Genomic DNA, 19,130 nt, shown 5'->3' on the forward strand with positions numbered 1-19,130 from the left:
GGTCGCGGTTGATGAGAAAAAAGATCTCCCGATCAATATTCAGAAGCCAACTCAGCATGGTGACTCCTATTTCCATTTGCTTGATAGAAACGGGCCGGCCGCCCCGAACAGCACTACATAAGGCACATGCAACAGCTCGGCAAGCGGCAGAATCCTGAGGCACTCGGTCCGCCGCATAGGAACGGCAAAACGATGCAACAGATAAAAATCAACGACAAGCTTGAAAATCATGGCGAAAAAAAACGGCATCCATCCGCATAGAAACGGCGCCGTAAAAAGTATAAAGTGATAGCCGTAAGCGGCAATCAAGGCAGCAACTTTGACGGGCGAGTAATAAAAACCCTTTGAAGCGTGTCGGAGCCGCTGGCGGACAAAATGGCGGAAATTTTGGGGACGATAGGTGGGGACAACCACACGTGCGTCAAAAGCGTAGCGGATTTTCCACTCGGTTGTTTGCACCAGCCCCAACAACAGGTCGTCGTCGCCGGAACGGTGACGCTGAATTCGTGTGAATCCGCCAACCTGTTGATAGACGGATTTGCGGTAAGCCAAATTTCGACCGTTGCAGGTAGCTGCGGCGTTCCAGCCGCTGCTGCCCGCCGCTATCGCCGCCAGGGACAGCGAGTCGAGCTGCATGAGGCACGGAAAAAATCCCTTTTTCAGCGGCAATTCTGCGGGCGAAAAACCGATGACCATACCGGTATCCGGTGTAAAATAGCCTACCATATCGCTCAGCCAATTCGGCGGCGGCAGGCAGTCGGCGTCGGTAAGGAGAAGAATTTCGCCTCTTGCTGTTTTTATGCCCAAATCGAGCGCCTGTTTTTTAGGCGAAGCGCTCGCATTTCGATTTCGACTATGCAGTAGAATAAACCTCTCATCGGGGTACGCTTCGACGAGCGCCGCTGTGGCATCCTCGGATTCGTCGTCTACAATAATGAATTCCGTGCATGAGCGCGGATAGTCCTGAGCCGCCAATGCGTCGAGAAGCGCCGGCAGATGCTTTTCTTCATTGCGCGCCGCAACGATAACCGATACCATCGGCTGTTCGAGGGTGCGTTCCGACGGGATACGCCGTAATCCGGCGCGAATCCACAACACGGCGGCTCCGTAGAAAAGCGAAAGTCCGACGAGAATCAACTCGGCGACCTGCATGGCTCCTCAGTAATCGCAATCGATGCGGAAACGCACCCAATGATGGAATCGAGATCGACCTGCCACAAGGTCGGCATTACGGACATCCTCATAATCGTAAGAAATGGAAACAAACAGATCACGGATCAATTGATCGACGATGCGAAATCCGGCGCCCGACCGCCTTTCAACGACTCCCTTGAGAAACTCTTTGCGATCACCCACATGCGGACGCGTGCGCGTGTCGGCCTCACCCGTACCTTTCCGGCTTAATCTACCGTTCAGCTCGAGGCGGAAATCGCGACCGAACTGTTTTCCGAGAGTAAACGAAAACTCGTCACTGTTCGGCCCCAATCGATTGCCGATGATCTGATCGTAATGAGTGTAAATATTTAGCGAATCCCAATGGCTATAGACGTAAGGAGAAATTTGGCCGTAGCGAAATCGAAGGTCGAGGCCGCGCAGGTTAAAGGCATCCGCCCACAAACCGCCCACGGCCCAAGCGAATTTGTTGCCGAAATAGTTCCTCCAGCTTTTGGTCGAGGTCATGTCATCGATATACCATTCGCCCGCAAGTGTAAGGCGAGGAAAGGCGGTTACCACCACGTCGGCAACGATGTTATTGTTGTCGCGGTCCCCCAAGTGGTGCTCTGCAAAATGATAAAAGGTCAGCGGATTGAGATAGGACGGCTCGACTCCTCGGCCGCCGTAAACGACCGTTTCGGCGAATCCCAAAGACAAACCCCGTAACAATTGTAAATCGAGTCGATGGGCGGCAAGGTACTTTTGCCCCAATGGGCTGCGCAGCCAGGCATGCATCGAGTTAAAAGAAAACTTTTTGAGTCGAAAGCCGAGTCGCAGCATATCGGCAGGCGGCGCATTCGAAGAAAGAGCAAACCCTTTTCCGATGAACGGTCCCCAGTCGAATTCATCCTTTCCGGCCTGCAGCCGAAATGCCGATTTTTGCCAAACAAAGTAAGCCGTTGTTTGATCGCGATAGACGTTGGCGCCTGAGGTTACGACCGGCTCCCCTTTAGCCGGATTGAAATTTTCGTCGTTCGGGTCTCGTTTCTCGCCCCGCGTCAGCGTATTGCGGGCGTGAGCAAAGAAGGCCAAGCTGTTGCCCAATTGGCCGCGCAAATTGCCGCCGAAGGTTGTATGCGAAAGCAATTGATCCGATGGGCCAGAGCTGCGACGGGAATCGATCTGCTCTGCGGCTAGAATATCGATGTGCAAAATTGTTTCCTGCTCGCGCAAAGTGTAAAAATGGCGCTCAGGCGTCGCATCTGCAGCCGATTCTCCCAATTCATCGCGAAAATCGCCGCGTAATTGCTCCAAAAGCTTTCGATCGCCGGTCGAAAACAGATGCGGCGATTTTTCCGCCGCTTGAAGAGACTGCCGAACCCACTCCGCCGCAATTTGCCGCGAAACCGGCCGCACACGCAGCTCCATTGCGTTAATGACGCCCAAAGCTTCCAAGCGTTCAAAAAACGGATAGGCCCAATGATTGAGAGGCAGGTTTGCCGTCGTTTCCCCGCAAGCGGAAAGAGAGGTCATTAACAGAATCAGCAGCGGTCTCAAATCCGGCCCTCGCTTTGTCGCTAAAAGATAGTACAAATCTTTGAAACATCAAACGTCCAACAGCGCTCAGTCAAAAAAGAAAAAGCGCTCAACCTCCCAGTGAGCGCTTTTTGCAGGCATAAGGAACCTGAAAGCGGCTGTCAGTATCCGCTTTCTTCATAAGGTTCATTGTCAATGTCTTCGAATTCGGGCGTATTGGGAACACCCAGCAGATCGACCGCCTTCTGCACCAGTACGTCCGGTTCGGTATCGCTCGGATAGAGAAAAGTGTTCTCGTCCAGCTGGTCGTGAAAAGTCGTCGAATCGTCCAGAATAACCAGGGGCGTATAGCGGCGATACTGTTTGATGGCTTTGAATTTTTTTAGTTTCGTCGCATCATTGGGGTCGGGTTGCCAAATAATCATCTGCGCGCTGAACCAAGCCAGCTCGCGCAAACCCTCCAGTACGTCTTTATGTTTTTTGACCTGAAACCGCTGACGCCTGAGTGCACTCGCCAGACGACTGCCCAGAACGCGGTCGGTTTCGATGATCAGGACTTGCGACATACCTTGCTTCCTTTCCGCTTGTGCTGTTCCTCACTGATTGAAATGCACGTTACAATTTACAAAAAATTCTGCAAAAATTCTATCAGTTTTCAACGGCAGAAAGCTGCAAATACGGAGAGAAGCTATTTGGTTATGAAGAGATAGGCGGTGTAGACCAGGTAAATAATGATAAAAAGCCAACCCTCCCGACGGCTGATTTGGCCTTTTTCTTTGACAAAGCTGCTGAAAAAGAACAACAGCGATGCAAAAGTCAAAACAAGAAAATCAAAATTAATGGAGGGGTTATAGGGTAAATCACGAATGATACCCGTACAACCGAGAACGAAAAAAATGTTAAAGATGTTGGAACCCACCACATTGCCGACAGCAATGTCGTCTTTCTTTTTATAAGAGGCCACGGCGGAAGTGACCAGTTCTGGGAGAGATGTTCCCAACGCCACGATGGTTAATCCGACGACCTTATCGCTGATGCCGAAAGCGCGGGCAATAATCACGGCATTTTCAACCGCCAACTTGCCGCCTAGAAAAAGGCCGGCCAAGCCGATCGCAATGAGGACCGTCATTTTGAAAACAGAAAGCTGTTTGGATGGCCGGAAATCAACTACCTGCACTTGAGCAATGGCAAAGTTGTAGATGAGAAAAAAGCCGAAAAAGCACAATAGAATCAATGCGTCATTGCGGGCAAGAAGGTTAACGCCTTGGCTGAACAGCGAGTCGTTAACCATCACAAAAAGCACAAAGATCGCCAACATCGAGTATGGAATCTCTCGCCAGATGGTATTGTGCTGCGTTTTAAGCGGCCGTATCGCCGCCGCTACCCCAAGTATAAGAAGAATATTGACGATATTGCTGCCGATGATGTTTCCAAAGGCAATGTCATTGACACCCTTTATGGCAGAGAGTACATTTACGATCAGCTCCGGTGCCGATGTCCCGAACGCCACAACTGTAAGGCCGATGACGATGGGTTTGATGTGCAGCCGCAACGCCAGCGCCGATGCGCCGTCCACAAGCCAATCTGCACCTTTTACCAGCAGCGCAAATCCCACAATCAGCAGAAAGAAGGCAAGCAGAAGCATTCGTCCGTCACCTAAACTAAAAAAGTAGATTTTAGATGTCTATCTCGAACTCATCGTTCCGTTTAGGAATAACGACTTTCCAGCCGAAATAGTTACGGATCTTGTCGGCCAAAGAGGCGGAGGCTTGCGGCTCTCCATGGACGATAAAAACGCACTCCGGCGGTCGATTGAATCCCATCAGCCAAGCCATAATCTCCTCATAGTCACCATGTGCGGAAGCGCCGTCGATATGCTCGACCTTGGCTCGAATCGGAACATCCTCACCGTGAATCCGCACGATTGGCGATCCTTCAAGAATTGTGCGGCCGCGTGTCCCCTCCGCCTGGTAACCTATGAACAGGATCGTATTCCTTTCGTCCGGCAGTCGTGCCGCTAAATGGTGGAGAATACGACCGCCTGTCGCCATGCCGCTGGAAGAAATAATAATCGCCTCTCTTTCAACGCTGTTAATGGCTTGAGACTGTTCCTGAGTGCGGCAAATATGCAGATTTTTCGGTTTGAACAAATTTTTCCCCCGATACACCTGCATCCGGCTCTGCAGGTCGAGATCTGCAGGATGTTTGGCATATACATCAACGGATTCAATGGCCATTGGAGAGTCGATAAAGATCGGAATCGGCGGAATAAGCTGCTTTTCCTGAAATTCACGCAGCAGATAAAGAAGCATTTGCGTTCTGCCCACGGCAAAGGCGGGAATGACAAGAACACCGCCGCGATCGATGCTCTCATTGACGACACGGACGAGTTCTGCTGCCGGATCTTGCGGACCGTGCAGCCGATCACCGTAAGTGGACTCTAAAATCAGATAATCTACGTTAAAGATTTGCGTGGGCGCCTTGAGCAGAGGCTGTTCGGCTCGACCAAAATCGCCTCCGAAAACCAATTTACGCGTTTTTTCCCCGTCCTCCCGCTTGATTTCAATAAAAGACGAACCGAGAATGTGGCCGGCATCCTTGAATTTGACGCGACGGTTTGGTATGGCGCGATAGTATTCCTGGCCGTAATAAAGCGGCTGAAAATATTTAAGCGCCTCCTCGGCATCGTCAACGGTATAGAGGGGCAGGGCCGGTTTGTGTTTGGTAAACCCTTTCTTGTTTGCCCACTTGGCATCCTCTTCCTGCAGATGCGCGCTGTCCTTAAGCATAATCTTACACAGATCATGGGTGGCATAGGTGCAGTAAACCGAGCCGCGAAACCCTTCACGGACCAGTCGCGGCAGCCAACCGCTGTGATCGATATGCGCATGCGTCAGAAAGACGCTCTCGATGCGTTCGGGCGGTATTTCGAAAGGCTCCCAATTGCGCAGGCGATCCTCCTTTCGCCCCTGGAACATGCCGCAGTCGATTAAATAGTTTTTTCCGTCTACAGTCAACAAATGCCGCGAACCGGTTACCGTCCCTGCTGCACCGAGAAATGTCAATTTGGCCATTGCTCGCCTTTCGAAAACAATCGCTGAATCGTTTTTTTCCTCATCGTTAGTGTACGAAAGCAGCCGCTAAAAAGCAATCGCTTTTTGGCTGCTCCCGTATTTAAACGGAAGCCGGCACGGATAGTACCTTTGCGGTGAACAGTGTGATCGACGCCGTGCTCGCATGCGACTAAAAATGAAAATCGATGTGTATGTTTTTCCCCTGAGCCCGAAAAGTGCGTCGATTCGTGCCTTATTTTGCGGACATATTGTGGTTACGTCCTGGATGCCCGAATCCTGAAAGAAAAATCAAACGTCGGATTACCTTCAACACAATTAAAATCTCTTACCGGTGTGCTAACACCGAGATCATTCAACATTAAATAGAAAAAATATTCGTCCAAAAGCTTGCGCTCGAATCTTCGAGACGTTTCTAACTTTTAGCAAAAATGGGCAAAAAGCAGAACATGCCGTTCTAACCGGCATTATTCTGTCCCGCAACATTCGTGCGCGCTTTTACCTTCGACGCTGCAGTGTCCGCCGCCGCAGCAGCCTTCCGGGCGCTCTTTGTACCGGCTGAATTTTAATGAAAGAGCAAACAGAACAAAAACAACGAAAAATATTCCGACAATAATTAAAAACTGCATCATCTCCTCACTTTTGTAAAAATGCCTCAAAGGCGCGGTTCATTTGTTCAACAAAACCCTGCTCGGTTTTAACAATCATAAACACTGCCAGATTCTCTTTTTCAGCCAGTCTCATGCCGTCATCGGGACCGAGCACATCGATGGCCGTGGCAAAGGCATCGGCGGTCATGCACGAGGGATGAATGACAGTTACCGACGCCAGCTTGTGTGTGATCGGCCGAGCGGTAGACGGATCGATGGTATGCGAGTAGCGGACTCCATTCTGCTCAAAATAATTGTGATAATCACCCGAGGTGGCGACACTTTGGCCGCTGATGCGGATCACCCGCTGCACCGCGATCTGAGGATCGGGCGAAGAAATGCCGATGCGCCAAGCCTCACCCTTGGCGTTAACTCCCTTTGCCCGCACTTCGCCGCCGATTTCCACCATATAGTTGCGAAAGCCCTTGGCCTCGAGTCGCTCAGCCGCCTGATCGACGCCCCAGCCCTTTGCAATGGCCGACAAATCGCAGTACATCCCTGCCGCCGCCTTTCTCACGGCAGGCGGCGACTCCTGCAGCTCCAATTTTTGATAGCCGACCAATGCTCGGCGCGCAGCAATCTCGCTGTCTGTGGGAACCACCGTCGGCCTCATTTCCGGACCAAAACCCCATAGATTCACCAACGGCCCGACGGTAATGTCAAAAGCGCCGTTGCTTTTTTCACTGACGCGGCGAGCTTCGATCAGCACGGTCATCATTTCCGTTGAAACCGGAAACCATTCTCCCGCAGGTGCACGATTCAACCGCGAAAGCTCGGACTCCTGAAGATAAGTAGACATTTTCAGATTGACCTGCTTGAAAAGCTCGTCGATCTCTGCTTTCAAAGCATTCACGTCGACCGCTCTGCCGCGTTCTTGCACGATTTTGATGCTGTAAGTCGTGCCCATGGTATGGCCGCGTAGGCCGTACAACTCCAACGGTTTTGACCGGTGCCCGCAGCCGACTATAACCCAAAGCAAAGAGGTGAGCGCTAAAATTATACGGGTGTTATTTCTTCCAACGCCAATTTTCATAGTATTCCCAACCGAGCATTTTGTTCAGCTCTTCATATTCCCGCGTTTTCTCGATCAAGGCGGCACGAATCACGTCGCCGCTGGAAAGCACGCCGATGATCTTGCCGTCCTTCTCGACCGGCAAATGGCGCAACCTCAGACCGAGAATTTTGTCCATTAAACGGTAGATCGTCTCGGTATGAGGAACCGTGACCAAGGGTTTGGACATGTGTTTTCTGATCGGCTCGCGACGGAGATCGAATCCTTCCTGTAGGCTGCTGCGCAGGAGATCGCGCTCGGTCCATATGCCGATCATCCTTTCGCCTTCACGCACCAGCACGGCGCCGATTTGCTTTTCCACCATTAAGGCAACGGCATCATGGAGCATCGCATCGGCGGGTACGGAGTAGATTTCGTCTCCCTTTTGACGAATAATATCCTCGGCAGTCTTCATGGCAGGTCTCCTCGACATTTAAAAAGATGCCGGAAGTTTAATCGCCCCTTCCGGCTTTTGTTAAGCGTAAAGAGAGAACACGGTGTCGAGGGTATTTATTTCTTGCCGAATCTTTGAGAAAAACCCGACGTTCCCCACCCTTTGAATTCTACCGAAAAAAACTGCGAAAAAGGCCGTCAACCGCCGAAATCATCATATAGAATGTTTTCCGGTTCGACGCCCAGCTGGTCGAGCATTTTAAAGACCGCCGCGTTCATCATCGGCGGACCGCAAATATAGTACTCGCAATCCTCCGGCGCCGGATGATCCTTGAGGTAGTTGTCGTATAAAACCTGATGAATAAATCCGACATAGCCTGTCCAATTGTCTTCTGGAAGCGGCTCGGAAAGCGCCAGATGGAAGGTGAAATTTGGATTTTCCTTGGCCAACTGTTCGAACTCTTCTATGTAAAAGGCCTCGCGGAGGCTGCGGGCGCCGTACCAGAAAGAGATCTTGCGCTTGGAATGCAACCGCTTGAGCTGGTCAAAGATATGCGAACGCATCGGCGCCATGCCCGCACCGCCCCCGATGAACACCATCTCGGCATCCGTATCCTTGGCAAAGAACTGCCCATAGGGACCCGAGATGGTCACCTTGTCGCCGGGTTTGAGACTGAAAATGTAGGAAGACATTTGTCCCGGCGGTACGTTCGGCTTGTTCGGCGGGGGCGTAGCGATGCGCACGTTCAGCATGATGATGCCCCGCTCCTCAGGATAATTGGCCATCGAATAGGCGCGCACGATCGGCTCTTCGACCCTGGATTCCAAGGCAAAGAGATTGTACTTTTCCCAATCGGCGCGGTATTCGGGATCAATGTCAAAATCCGCAAAACGAACGTGATGCGGCGGGGCCTCGATCTGAATGTACCCGCCGGCGCGAAAGTCGACGTTCTCTCCGGGCGGAAGATCCAGAATAAGCTCCTTGATGAAGGTGGCGACATTGCGATTGGAACGGACGGTACATTCCCACTTGCGGATCTCGAACACTTCGGGCGGAACGACGAGCTTGAGATCGCTCTTGACGGCCACTTGGCAGGAAAGTCGGTAACCTTCACGTATTTGACGGCGCGTCAGTTTGCTTTTCTCAGTCGGCAGAACGTCGCCGCCGCCGGAGAGTACGATACACTTGCATTCGCCGCAGGTGCCGCCGCCGCCGCAGGCCGACGGCAAGTAAACGCCCTGATCCGCCAGCACGTTCAGCAGCTTGCCGCCCGTCGGCACTGTGTAGGTGTGCTTGGGATCGTCGTTGATGACGATCGCCACGCTTCCCTGTTTAACCAATTTCCGCCGCGCCCATAAAATGCTGATGACGAGAACCAACACGATCAGCGTGAACATAACCACGCCGAGTATGACCAGAGCCGTATTCGACATTCAAACCCTCTACAGTTGAATTCCGGAAAAAAGCATAAAGGCGATCGCCATCAGCCCGACAGTGATGAAAGTGATGCCCAAACCGCGCAGCCCCTTGGGCACATTGCTGTAACGCAACTTTTCGCGGATGCCGGCCAAAGCGACGATCGCCAACGCCCAGCCGGTTCCGGAACCAAAGCCGAACACCACGCTTTCGACAAAATTATAGTTGCGTTCCACCATGAATAGAGAGCCGGCTAAAATGATGCAGTTCACGGTAATCAGCGGCAAAAAGATGCCGAGAGTATTGTACAATTTGGGGAAAAAGCGATCCAGAAGCATTTCCAGCACCTGAACAATGGCGGCAATGACGCCGATGTAGGAAATCAGTCCGAGGAAAGTCAAGTCGACTTCCGGCAGTCCCGCCCAGGCCAGAGCCCCCTTTTTCAAAATGCCGGTGTAGATCAGATTATTGACCGGCACGGTAATAGTCTGAACGACAATGACGGCTATGCCCAAGCCGAACGCTGCCTCGACCCGCTTGGAGATCGCCAAAAAGGAGCACATGCCGAGAAAAAAGGCCAACGCCATGTTCTCCATGAAAATCGCTTTGATGATCATGCTCAGATAATATTCAAACATGGTCACTCCTCTTCAACTTGCTCGGGCTTGAAGGTGCGGACGATCCAGATGAAAAATCCGATCAGGAAAAAAGCACTGGGCGGCAATACCAATAATCCGTTGGGCATATACCAGCCGCCTTCGGTGTAAATCGGCAGAATCTGGTGGCCGAAGAGTTTACCGGAGCCGAACAACTCGCGGATGAATGCCACGGTCAACAGGACAAAGCTGTAGCCCAAGCCGTTGCCGATGCCGTCGAGAAAGCTGGGCAGCGGCGGATTCTTGAGTGCGAACGCCTCGGCGCGTCCCAACACGATGCAGTTGGTGATGATCAACCCGACATAGACCGACAGTTGTTTGCTTACGCTGAAAGCGTACGCTTTGATGATTTGGTCGGCAATGATGACCAACGAGGCGATGACGGTCATTTCGACCAGGATGCGGATGCTGCTCGATACATGGTTGCGCACCAGGCTGACGGCGAGGTTGGAAAAACCGACTACCATCGTAACGGCCAACGACATGACCACCGCGGTTTCCATTTTTGACGTGACCGCCAACGCCGAGCAGATGCCTAAAATCTGCAGGCCGATAGGATTGTTGTTAAAGATCGGATCAAAGAGCAGTTTCTTAGCCTTCATGATGCGCCTCCTCCTTCAAACGAGCCAGAAAACGGCCGTAACCGTCTTCGCCGAGCCAAAAGCGGACCATCGCATCCAAGCCGCGGGTCGTTAGTGTAGCGCCCGACAAGCCGTCGATTTGGTAAATTGCCTCGGGATCATTGGGGTCCGGCGCGCCCTTGAGCACATGCAGTTTGAGATGTCCTTGATCGTCAAAAGCCCGCTTGCCGTGCCACTTGGCCTTCCAGTTGGGGTTGTCCACTTCGCCGCCCAGGCCGGGCGTCTCCCCGTGTTCATAAAACGTAATGCCTTCGACCGTCGTCAAATCGGCGTTCAAGGCCAAAAAACCGTAGAGTGTGGACCATAGCCCTTTGCCGTAGATCGGTAGAATCAGCTTGCTCACGCGGCCGTCGCTGATTACCTCGTAGACGGGTATTAAGCGCGGAATCCGCTGCATCCCGATCAGGTCCTTCTCAGGCGGCAACGCCTTTCCGAAATCGCGGCTGTCGGCAGCTTCTTTGATGTTGAATTTTGCCGGATCAAAGCCTGCAGGCAACTCGCCAAGATCAAGGGCGCGACCGCTTTCTAAATCGACTACAATCGTCTGAATATTCTCACGAAACAATTGAAAAACGTCGGCACCCTTTACCGGCAGAGCGCCTGCCGTAAGGATGTTTTTAATCTTGTCCAGTTCCTTGTTGCGCTCCTGCCGGCTGCGCAGACTGACGGCCGAGGCCGACACCAGCACCGAGCAGACCAGGCAGACGCCCAAAGCAACCGTCAGGATCTTTTTGGTCGAATCATTGGACGCCATTACGGGCGAGCCTCCTTTTGATGTTCGCATTTCGAACCAACCAATCGATGATCGGCGCAAAGATGTTCATGAACAGAATGGCCAACATCATCCCTTCGGGAAAAGCCGGATTGACCACCCGCACCAACACGACCAATACGCCGATCAGTATGCCGTAAATCCAGCGCCCCGTATCGGTCTGCGCCGCACTCACCGGATCGGTCGCCATGTAGACGGTACCGAAAGCAAATCCGCCGACGACCAGATGCTGCCACGGAGTGACTGCAAACATCGGGTTGGTTGCGCTGCCGATGAGGTTAAAGAGCGAGGAAGTCGCCGTCATGCCGATCAAAACGCCGAGCATGATGCGCCAGGAGCCGATCTTGGAAAGAATAAGAATCAGCGCTCCGATCAGACAAGCCAAAGTCGACGTTTCGCCCATGGAGCCGGGAATCAATCCGAGAAAAGCCTGCTTCCACGAATAGGTCAATTCGATGAGCGGATCGGCGAGCTGCGCCAACATCGTCGGGCGACTGACGGCGTCGACCGCCACCCACACTTTGTCGCCGGATATTTGCGCCGGATAGGCAAAAAAGAGAAAAGCGCGCGCCGTCAATGCCGGATTCAGAATGTTATAGCCGACGCCGCCGAATATTTCTTTGCCGATGACCACACCAAAGCTGATGCCGAGAGCGACCTGCCAAAGAGGGATTGTCGGCGGCAGGATGAGCGGAAAGAGAAGGCTGGTAACCAAAAATCCTTCCGCCACCTCATGTTTACGCACGACGGCAAAAAGCACCTCCCAAAACCCGCCGACGGCCAACGTCACGATATAAACGGGGAAAAAGTAAAGCGCCCCGTGCACAAAACAGGAAAGCAGACTCTGCGGTGAAAAGCCGAGCCCTAAAAGCTGCATGACCTGAGCCTGCCAGCGGGTCGACTCGGCTCCGGCGGCAATGGCCAAATTGGCCTGGTAACCGGTATTGTAGAGCGCCATAATCACCGTCGGAATCAGCGCATATACCACCATCATCATCATGCGCTTGAGGTCGAGCGCGTCGCGAATGTGCGCGCCGCTGCGCGTCACCGCGCCCGTGGAATAGACAAAGGTGTCTATTGCCTCCCACAGAGGATAGAGCGCCTTTAGCTTTCCCTCGGTAAAATGCTTTTCCTGTTTGTCGAGGAATCTTCTGAGAGCCTTCACTATCCTTCTTTCTCCATGATGGTCAACGTATTACGCAGGTTCAACCCATGATCGATCTTTGAGGGGCAGACAAAGGTGCAAAGCGCCAAGTCTTCCTCTTCCAGCTCCAGACAGCCGAGAAGCTCTGCCTCTTCGATGTCGTTGATGGCCAATGCCTTGAGCAGCAGATTCGGCAGAATGTCGAGCGGCATGACCTCTTCATAGCTGCCGATCGGGATAATAGCCCGCGGGCCGCCGTGAAGCGCCGTGGTAAAAGAAAATTTCTTGTGCGGAAACAGCTTGGAAAGGACGATGTTTTTGACCGAGTAGAGATTAAAGCCCGGACTCAACCAACCCAGCAGGTGCCTGTCGCCGCCTTCCGGCAACGCGCTGATTTGCTGATGATAGCGGCCGAGAAAGGCGGCGCCGTCGGCGGCAGTCCGTCCGTCGAGCAGAGAACCCGAAACGACGCGCACTGAACCCCCTTGCAGCTCGCCGTCGGTAAGCTCTGCTAAAGAGGCGCCGAGTCGCGTGCGCAGCAGGCGCGGCCGTTTGACCGCCGGACCGGCAAGGCTGACAATACGCTCGACATCCAGACGACCTGTGGTAAACAGACGGCCGATCGCTGCAACATCCTGGGCACCGACGTACCAAACGGTCTTATGCCGATCAACTGGATCTAGGAAATGGATGTGAGTGCCGGGCAGCCCCGCCGGATGCGGGCCGGAGAAACAGACCGCTTCGATCTTGTCCGATTCTTGAACAGCCAAACGGCTTTGCGGACTGAGGCAAACAAACACCTTGCCGTCCGTCAACAGGGATAAAACCTTTAAGCCGTCGGCAAAATCTTTTTCTTTGCCCTTCAGTACGACATCGAGATTGGGAGCGTGCGGCCGAGTGTCCATAGCTGTGACAAAAATCGAATGCGGCACCGTTTGCGGATCGGCCACTTTTCCGAACGGACGCGCCCGCAAAGCGGTCCATAAACCCGAATCGAGAAGCTGCTGCCGTATGGTTCCGCGATCGAGGCTGTCCAAGCGGGATGCATCGTAAGCGTCAAAGACTACGGCGTCATCACCATCGATGTCGATCACAACCGAAACGAGCGCCCGCTTATCACCGCGGTTGACGGCCGCCACCCTGCCGCTCGCCGGTGAAGTGTATTTGACGGCAGGCATTTTCTTATCTGTAAACAGCACTTGTCCAAGTTTGACCCGGTCACCGACGGCTGCCTGCATCGTCGGCTTCATGCCGATGTAATCGGCTCCAACGACCGCCGCTTGTTTTACGGCCGGTGCATCATAAACGACCTGCTCCGGTGCGCCGCTGATCGGAACATCCAGGCCTTTCTTTATGCGAATCGTTCTCATGGCAACCTTTTTGTCTGTCCTAATTGATCTTTTTTCTTAATCGCAGGCAGAATGCAACACTATTCCGTTTTGAAATGTTCCGCAATAAATTTTGAAAATTATAAAAAAAACCCCCATTTTCCAACGGATTTTTAGTCTTATAAAAGCTCGCGCTTTTGAAAGAGCAAAATTTTTGACTTGTCCCGGTAAAAAGCAATCAGGCAAAGGCTGAAAAAAGAACGGAGACGCGTTGTGCGTCTCCGTTACTTTTATTGCGTTTTGGGGGCTGAATTCCAGGAATGGAGGTTTTTGATTCGCTCGGCCTCCGGCATCATTCTGACGGCCTGCTCGACTTCCCGGTCGGCGGTGATCCTCACTTTGTAATAGTGCTCGCTGTTCCACAATTGACGCGCAATTTCTGCTTTGATCAGTAGGGCAATGTAATCGGCATCCTTTTGATAGGCTTCTTCGACGAACTCGATGTCGTGCTTTTTCATGAGCGACTTGAACTCTTCGAGCATGGCCGCATCGAACTTGAAATCGCGCTTAAAGGCCTCGAAATCCTTAAAAGCTCCCTTATGCCTGCCTGCCCAATCGACGGCATACTCGAAGAAAAGCCGTTTAACGATCAGTCGATTGGTAAAACGGGTGATGCGTTCCGGCGCTAAAATCGAGTCCGGCGTTATACCGCCGCCGCCGTAAACGGTGCGACCCGCCAAGGTGAGGTACTGTTTGGTGGAATCGGGTTTTCGCGCATCGGCCGAGTCGCTGTACGCCTCATTGTAATAGTCGACCAGGTTGTCCTCTTCATACGGCCGCTGGATCAAACGGCCGCTGGGCGTGTAGTATCGGGCGACGGTCAAGCGCAAAGCGCCGCCGTCGCTGAGCGGAATCTGATTCTGCACCAGGCCTTTGCCGAAACTGGTCTGACCAAGAACCAGTCCGCGGTCGAGATCCTGAATCGCGCCGGCGACGATCTCGGAGGCGCTCGCGGAACCATGATCGATAAGCACCACCAGAGGATAGAGCGGATGCGTTCCCTTGTCCGTCGAGTAAAAATCCTGATCCGAATTGCGAATGCGGCCGCGCGTATAGACGATCTTGTAGCCTCCGGGAATGAATTTATCCGCCACTTCGAAAGCCTGATCCAAGTAGCCGCCCGAGTTGCCGCGCAGGTCGAAGACAAGTTGTTTCATTCCCTGTTTCTCCAACTTTTGCAGCGCCTCCTCCACCTCCTGCGCCGTCGTGCGGGCAAATCTACCGAGGTAGATGTAGCCGGTACGGTCGTCCAGCATAAACGCCGCCATCACGCTGTAGATGGGAATCTTGTCGCGGGTGATGACGACCTCGAATTCGGTTCCTTCGGAAGGCCGTCGAATTGTCACCTTGACCTGCGTGCCTGCAGGGCCGCGCAGCTTTTTCAGTACCTCATCTTCGGTAATGCCGTAAGCCGATTGACCTTCTATGCGGATGATCTGATCACCGGGCCGAATACCGACTGCTTCGGAAGGACCGCCGACGATCGGCGACACCACCGTCAAGATCTTATTGAGCACGACAAATTCGATGCCGATGCCTTCAAAGGAGCCCTCAAACTGCTCGGTTACCCGTTCCAGATTCTTTTTAGGAATATAAACCGAGTGCGGATCGAGCTCGCTCAACATACCGTTGATCGCGCCGGTAATCAGCTTTTCCCGATCCGGCGGCTCCACGTAATAGTTGTTGATGAGCGCAAACACCTCCTGAAAGCGGGTCAACTGCTCGCGCACGCCGTCCGATGAATAAGCGTCGCGATTGCGAAATTGGGTAATCAGAAGCGTCGATCCGGCCAACAGACCGAAAAGCAAAAAAGGTATATATCGTTTTGCCTTCATGTTAAAATTCCTTTTGCGTCAACCAGCCCTTAATAATAATGCTTTTGCCTTAAAAAGGCAAAGAAACGGAAAAGCGATGCGTGTCGCCCAATCCTCGGCCAAAGGGGACGTAGGCATAATCAATCGCTGCTCTTTGCAGCCGCAACCCGAAGCCGAAACTGATTCCTTTATCTTCAAAGCCGGTTTGATAGCCGGTGCGCAGCAGAAGATACGGCAACGGTGCAATTTCGGCGCCCGCCTGCAGGTGAGCCGTCTCGCCGCGCACCGTCACGTAATCGAAAGCCACGGTTGCCTCCGGCGCCGACCGGGGAAGTCGATAAGCCGCTCCGAACCGGAGCGTGCGCGGCAGCTGCACCCGCTCCTGTGCCATTCGTGTGGTCGTGCCCCAATTCTGCAGTGCCGCCGCCAGGCGCAGGCCTTCCAAAGGCGCGCGCCACTGCAGGCCGAAATCGACCATCCAGCCTTGCGAGTTTTCAATATATATTTTTTCATGCATAAACTTGAGGTTTGCACCGAACGTCCAGTTTGGCAAAACCCGACGGGCGTAGGTTGCAGCTGCGATCAAGCTATTGGCGGAAAAAACGCCTAAAGGCTCTTCAGAAGCAATGATCCGCTGTTCAAAGCCTTCTACCGTCGTCAGCATTATCCCGAACCCGAAGGCGCCGTAACGAGTCGGTGCAATCAAAGAGAGCGTTTGGTTGCTGATTCCCTGAATCCAAGAGGCGTAGCTGAGCTGAATGCCGCGGTTTTCCAGCGCAACAGCGCCGGCAGGATTCCAAAACAGCGCCGAGGCGTCGTCGGCAACGGCGGTAAAAGCCTCGCCCATTGCCGAGCCGCGCGCCGAAGCGGCAATCTTGAGAGCCGCAGCGCCGTTGACCGCAGCATTCGTCGCCGTTGTTGCAAAGAGGACAGCCCAAATCAGTTTATTCAGCATTTTTTTCCTTTCCCATCAAGCCGCGTGCTTTGCCGGAAACACGCAGCGGAAAATCGACATTCCGCTAAAAATCGATCGTCCAACTGAATACGTGATCCGGCGATAAGGCTTCGAGTGTCGGCACGAAAGCGTAGTTGAGTTCAGCCTGTTTGCCGAACAGCCGCGAGCGCACGCCGAAACCGAAGGTCGGTTTGCCGTGATCCAAACCCAGGCGCACCGCCGCCAGCCGATGCAGTGTTGCCTCGGCACCAAAATGATAACGCGGATTCTGCTTGTCGCTGCTCTCGACATCGGCGACTACCAACAGCCACTGCTGCGGGATCCGCCAGGCCGCGCCGACCCGCAGCGTACGCGGCAAGGCGTAGGTCGTGGATGTGCCCCGTTCATAGACTTTGTCCGTATTCCATGTATACTTGGCCATGTTGTTCTTGACGGCGGCGCCGAAGGTCAATCCGGACATGGCGCGGAAAAAAACACCGAAATCGATGCCGAGGCCGCGTGAGGTCAGCGCCCCGCCCTCTTCGGCGATATCAGGGATTCGGTTGTAAAGGATTTTCCCTGAAACGCCGAAACTGAGCCTCTCCGACGGAGCAACGGCAAAACCCATGAAAAAGGCATGCTCCGAATTGGAGAGTTCCTGCGTCCGATTGCCGGCAAAATCGCGGCCGTCGATATGATCGACACCGGCGTGCAGCCAGCCGACCATCAATCCGGCATTTAAAGGCCGAGCTCCGCTGTTGCCGGACTGCGGCCGAATCGGCAGCGCAAAGCCGACAAAATCAAGACTCCGATCCAACGGCAGAAAAGAAAGCGACATCATCAGCTGCGGGCCGGAAAGCTGCGGCAGCGCGCCCGGATTGTAAACGCCGGCTCCGGCGCCTTCAGGCACGGCGACAAAAGCATCACCAAGAGATTTGCTGCGCGCTTCGAAACCCATGCGCAAAAAAGCGCCGGCATAACCGCCGTCGGCACCGACGGCGCACCAAGCCGCATTCCCCAAAAGCATTGCCCCCAGAATCATCCGCTTGATCATTCTCTCTCCATCCGCTATTTTGCGCATTAATTCACGAGCAGAATCTTGCCCCAAAACGTACCCTCACCTTCCACGGTGACGCTGTAAAAATAGACGCCGTTTGCCGCCTCATCGCGATATTCATTGCGGCCGTCCCAGACTTCGGCGTAATCGCCGGGGCCGGGTCTGAATTTGTGCTCGCAGACCGTCGCCACCAAATCCAATGCAAAATCGTAAATCTTGACTGTCACATAGGTATCCTTTTGCACGCGGTATTGCATCCGTACATACCCTTCCCCGTAAAGCTGATTATGGCGTTTCGGCGAAAAGGGATTGGGATAGGCATAGGTACGAGGCTCTCCGGCGACGCCTGTCGGCCGAAAAGCACGAAAGATCTTCCAAGTATAGCCGTTATCCGCCGTATAAGCAAGCCCGTCCGCCGAGCCGGCCCACACTTGACCGTCATGAGCATAACAGCTGTAGTATTCCTGCGCATACACACGTTCACCGGTAACGGCATCGACCGGATCCGATAATCGGTACCAAGTTTCGCCGAAATCCGGCGATTTGTAAAGCCCTTCGTGAGTCGCGGCATAGACGACAGCCCCATCGGCTGCGATATTCTGAACTTTAATGTCTTTCAAACAGACTTTCCAGGAGGCGCCGCCGTCTTCCGTCTTGGAAAGGCCGTAGTATTCCTTCTGCCCTTCCGCCCGCCAGGTCGCCGCCCAGATGATGTTTCGATCTTCCGTCTTTTGCTGCGCCAAAGCAACGACAAAGTCCCCGGAAATCGGATTCTGCTGGTTGCGGGCATTAAAGTTTGTCCAAGTGCGACCATTATCCGTCGACTTGTTGACTCCACCGGCCGTCCCCACCCACAAGACACCGTCGGCATTAAGTACCGAGAACACGCGGTGGTTGAGATAAGCAGCCGGATCGAACACAAAAGTATCCGGCGCCGTATTTTTCCAGGTTTTACCCCAATCGTCCGATCGAATGAGGCCGCCGCCGAAGCAGGCGCCCCAAACCACGCCGTCGACAATCGTGAGGTCATAGCAGAGATTTTGTACCGGCGTAACGCCCGGCTGTTTGAATTGCGTCCACGTGGCACCGTTGTCCGTTGACACAGCCAAACCGGTTCCATACGGCAGGGTCTCACCGACAGCCCGAATGAAACTGTCCGCTGCTGCGGCAACCCAAACGGTATCGCCCTTGGCAAAAAGCGCTGAAATGCTGCCCCGCGGCATATTTTCAACATGTTGAAACGATTCGAACTGGTGCGTATCGAGGCGAAGACGCGATAACCCTTCCCCGCTGCCGATCCAGAGGCAGTTTCTGCCGGAGACCAAATCCGTGATGCCGTTTCCCACCGGACCTGTAGAAGGCTGACCGCTGTGCAGGGTATAACCGCCGATCGTTTTTCCGAAAGCGAGCGAGCAAACAAAGATCAGGAGAAGAAAGATGCGCGGCAGCAT

The 19,130-nt window shown here is 53.5% G+C and carries 17 protein-coding genes; all 17 read right to left on the reverse strand.

Annotation, left to right across the window (positions count from 1 at the left end; translation table 11 throughout):
• Positions 1 to 66 precede the first annotated feature (66 nt).
• Entirely contained in the window at positions 67 to 1,152 is a 1,086-nt protein-coding gene (locus tag ONB24_04140; GenBank protein MDZ7315294.1) for a glycosyltransferase, read from the reverse strand.
• A 6-nt stretch (positions 1,153 to 1,158) separates the two neighbouring features.
• On the reverse strand, positions 1,159 to 2,712 hold the full coding sequence (locus tag ONB24_04145; protein ID MDZ7315295.1) for a capsule assembly Wzi family protein: 1,554 nt from the start codon (positions 2,710 to 2,712) through the stop codon (positions 1,159 to 1,161).
• 140 nt (positions 2,713 to 2,852) lie between these two features.
• Entirely contained in the window at positions 2,853 to 3,257 is a 405-nt protein-coding gene (locus ONB24_04150) for a hypothetical protein (GenBank protein ID MDZ7315296.1), read from the reverse strand.
• Positions 3,258 to 3,379: 122 nt separating this feature from the next.
• The gene (locus ONB24_04155) at positions 3,380 to 4,336 is read right to left on the reverse strand and encodes a calcium/sodium antiporter (GenBank protein ID MDZ7315297.1); all 957 of its coding nucleotides are present in this window, start codon (positions 4,334 to 4,336) and stop codon (positions 3,380 to 3,382) included.
• Between the two features lie 31 nt (positions 4,337 to 4,367).
• Positions 4,368 to 5,765 carry an MBL fold metallo-hydrolase gene (locus ONB24_04160; GenBank protein ID MDZ7315298.1) on the reverse strand — a complete coding sequence of 466 codons (1,398 nt, stop codon included), beginning with the start codon at positions 5,763 to 5,765 and terminating at the stop codon, positions 4,368 to 4,370.
• Positions 5,766 to 6,398: 633 nt separating this feature from the next.
• Positions 6,399 to 7,445 (reverse strand): FAD:protein FMN transferase, encoded by a 1,047-nt coding sequence (locus ONB24_04165; protein ID MDZ7315299.1) that lies wholly within the window; start codon positions 7,443 to 7,445, stop codon positions 6,399 to 6,401.
• A complete protein-coding gene (locus ONB24_04170) occupies positions 7,420 to 7,878 on the reverse strand; it encodes a CBS domain-containing protein (GenBank protein ID MDZ7315300.1) in 459 nt (152 codons plus the stop codon). Before ONB24_04170 ends, ONB24_04165 begins: the two co-directional genes overlap by 26 nt.
• 176 nt (positions 7,879 to 8,054) lie before the next feature.
• Positions 8,055 to 9,290 (reverse strand): NADH:ubiquinone reductase (Na(+)-transporting) subunit F, encoded by a 1,236-nt coding sequence (gene nqrF / locus ONB24_04175; GenBank protein MDZ7315301.1) that lies wholly within the window; start codon positions 9,288 to 9,290, stop codon positions 8,055 to 8,057.
• A 9-nt stretch (positions 9,291 to 9,299) separates the two neighbouring features.
• Complete coding sequence (gene nqrE / locus ONB24_04180) at positions 9,300 to 9,911, reverse strand: NADH:ubiquinone reductase (Na(+)-transporting) subunit E (protein MDZ7315302.1); 612 nt, start codon at positions 9,909 to 9,911, stop codon at positions 9,300 to 9,302.
• A gap of 2 nt (positions 9,912 to 9,913) precedes the next feature.
• Positions 9,914 to 10,531 carry an NADH:ubiquinone reductase (Na(+)-transporting) subunit D gene (locus tag ONB24_04185; GenBank protein MDZ7315303.1) on the reverse strand — a complete coding sequence of 206 codons (618 nt, stop codon included), beginning with the start codon at positions 10,529 to 10,531 and terminating at the stop codon, positions 9,914 to 9,916.
• Positions 10,521 to 11,324, reverse strand: coding sequence for a Na(+)-translocating NADH-quinone reductase subunit C (locus ONB24_04190; protein MDZ7315304.1), 804 nt, complete (start codon positions 11,322 to 11,324; stop codon positions 10,521 to 10,523). The genes ONB24_04185 and ONB24_04190 overlap by 11 nt, the downstream gene beginning before the upstream one ends.
• A complete protein-coding gene (locus tag ONB24_04195; GenBank protein ID MDZ7315305.1) occupies positions 11,311 to 12,507 on the reverse strand; it encodes an NADH:ubiquinone reductase (Na(+)-transporting) subunit B in 1,197 nt (398 codons plus the stop codon). Before ONB24_04195 ends, ONB24_04190 begins: the two co-directional genes overlap by 14 nt.
• Positions 12,507 to 13,856, reverse strand: coding sequence for a Na(+)-translocating NADH-quinone reductase subunit A (locus ONB24_04200; protein MDZ7315306.1), 1,350 nt, complete (start codon positions 13,854 to 13,856; stop codon positions 12,507 to 12,509). Before ONB24_04200 ends, ONB24_04195 begins: the two co-directional genes overlap by 1 nt.
• A gap of 248 nt (positions 13,857 to 14,104) precedes the next feature.
• Positions 14,105 to 15,709, reverse strand: coding sequence for a S41 family peptidase (locus ONB24_04205; protein ID MDZ7315307.1), 1,605 nt, complete (start codon positions 15,707 to 15,709; stop codon positions 14,105 to 14,107).
• A gap of 49 nt (positions 15,710 to 15,758) precedes the next feature.
• Positions 15,759 to 16,643 (reverse strand): PorV/PorQ family protein, encoded by an 885-nt coding sequence (locus ONB24_04210; protein MDZ7315308.1) that lies wholly within the window; start codon positions 16,641 to 16,643, stop codon positions 15,759 to 15,761.
• 64 nt (positions 16,644 to 16,707) lie between these two features.
• A complete protein-coding gene (locus ONB24_04215) occupies positions 16,708 to 17,676 on the reverse strand; it encodes a hypothetical protein (GenBank protein MDZ7315309.1) in 969 nt (322 codons plus the stop codon).
• A 26-nt stretch (positions 17,677 to 17,702) separates the two neighbouring features.
• A complete protein-coding gene (locus ONB24_04220) occupies positions 17,703 to 19,130 on the reverse strand; it encodes a hypothetical protein (GenBank protein ID MDZ7315310.1) in 1,428 nt (475 codons plus the stop codon).

Source organism: candidate division KSB1 bacterium (genome assembly GCA_034505495.1).
In the GTDB taxonomy this organism is placed as follows: Bacteria; Zhuqueibacterota; Zhuqueibacteria; order Residuimicrobiales; family Krinioviventaceae; genus Fontimicrobium_A.